General features: G+C 38.3%; 4 protein-coding genes. 2 read left to right on the forward strand and 2 right to left on the reverse strand.

Annotated features, from left to right (window positions below):
• On the reverse strand, positions 1-556 hold a 556-nt coding region (locus CKF58_RS08445; RefSeq protein ID WP_222987740.1), incomplete at its 3' end, for a hemagglutinin repeat-containing protein.
• Here CKF58_RS08445 and CKF58_RS08450 point away from each other — a divergent pair.
• Positions 534-899, forward strand: a complete 366-nt coding sequence (locus tag CKF58_RS08450) for a hypothetical protein (protein ID WP_222987741.1) — start codon at positions 534-536, stop codon at positions 897-899. The two genes, CKF58_RS08445 and CKF58_RS08450, sit on opposite strands and share 23 nt — an antisense overlap.
• Before the next feature lie 102 nt (positions 900-1,001).
• Positions 1,002-1,259, forward strand: a complete 258-nt coding sequence (locus CKF58_RS08455; RefSeq protein WP_222987742.1) for a hypothetical protein — start codon at positions 1,002-1,004, stop codon at positions 1,257-1,259.
• On the opposite strand, the gene CKF58_RS06240 is transcribed toward CKF58_RS08455, so the two are convergent.
• Positions 1,256-1,527 (reverse strand): hypothetical protein (locus tag CKF58_RS06240; RefSeq protein WP_222987743.1); only part of this gene is annotated, 272 nt, incomplete at its 5' end. The genes CKF58_RS08455 and CKF58_RS06240 overlap by 4 nt on opposite strands.

Here is a 1,527-nt window from a genome sequence, read left to right on the forward strand (position 1 = left end):
CATTCGTACCTGTTACGTTAATCGAACCGTTTGGAGAAGTGATATCTACATCATTCTTAGCAGTTAGGTTAGTACCATTGCCAATGTTAACACCTTGGTTACCACTAATAGCAATCGAACCATTACCAGAACTTACGTTACTTGCATTGATGGTCGTAATACCGTTAGTAGAGTTAATAGTTACACCTTGGTTACCACTAATATTCGAGTTTTCGATTGTAGTGTTTTCCTTAGCAGTGATATTAACTTTACCATCAGTTGAAGTAATGTTAGTACCTGTAACGTTCACTGAACCGTTCGGAGATGTAACGTCTACATTCTCTTTTGCAGTTAAGTTAGTACCGTTATTTAGGTTAACTCCTTGGTTACCAGCAACCTCAATTGAGCCATTGCTTGAACTTACGTTCGAAGCATTGATCGTAGTTGTACCGTTTGTTGAGTTAATAGTTACGCCTTGGTTACCACTAATATTCGAGTTTTCGATTGTAGTGTTTTCCTTAGCGGTAATGTTAACTTTACCATCAGTAGAAGTGATGTTAGTACCTGTAACATTCACAGAACCGTTCGGAGAAGTAACGTCTACGTTTTCTTTAGCGGTTAAGTTAGTACCGTTATTTAGGTTAACACCTTGGTTACCACTAATTGCAATAGAACCGTTATCAGAAGTAACGTTGCTTGCATTAATCGTAGTTGTACCGTTAGTAGAGTTAATGCTTACGCCTTGGTTACCACTAATGTTCGAGTTCTCGATTGTAGTGTTCTCTTTGGCAGTAATGTTAACTTTACCTGTTTGTGCAGTTACATTCGTACCTGTTACATTAATCGAACCGTTTGGTGACGTAATATCTACGTTTTCTTTAGCGGTTAGGTTAGTACCATTGCCGATGTTAACGCCTTGATTACCTGATACTTCGATTGAACCGTTGCTTGAACTTACGTTCGAAGCATTGATCGTAGTTGTACCGTTAGTAGAGTTAATGCTTACGTCTTGGCTACCACTAATGTTCGAATTCTCGATAGTAGTGTTTTCCTTAGCAGTGATATTAACTTTACCATCAATTGAAGCGATATTAGTAACAGTTACGTTTACTGAACCGTTAGGAGAAGTAATATCTACATTCTCTTTCGCAGTTAGGTTAGTGCCGTTATTTAGGTTAACACCTTGGTTACCAGATACTTCAATTGAACCGTTGCTTGAACTTACGTTCGAAGCATTGATCGTAGTTGTACCGTTAGTAGAGTTAATCGATACACCTTAGTTGCCACTAATATTCGAGTTTTCGATAGTAGTGTTCTCTTTAGCGGTGATATTAACTTTACCGTCAGTAGAAGTAATGTTAGTACCAGTGACGTTCACAGAACCATTCGGAGATGTTACATCTACATTCTCTTTAGCAGTTAAGTTCGTACCGTTATTTAAGTTAACACCTTGGTTACCAGATACTTCGATCGAACCGTTGCTTGAACCTAATTTCCCGAAATTTTTTAGTCTACTCCCTCCATCCTCCATTTGGAGGGAGTAATTTT

Origin of the sequence: Psittacicella hinzii (assembly GCF_003585935.1) — a bacterium.
In the GTDB taxonomy this organism is placed as follows: Bacteria; Pseudomonadota; Gammaproteobacteria; order Enterobacterales; family Psittacicellaceae; genus Psittacicella; species Psittacicella hinzii.

Coding starts and splice junctions, on each gene's coding strand:
- CKF58_RS08450 (WP_222987741.1), top strand. CDS start 534: ATGTTAGTACCTGTAACATTCACAGAACCGTTCGGAGAAGTAACGTCT.
- CKF58_RS08455 (WP_222987742.1), top strand. CDS start 1,002: ATGTTCGAATTCTCGATAGTAGTGTTTTCCTTAGCAGTGATATTAACT.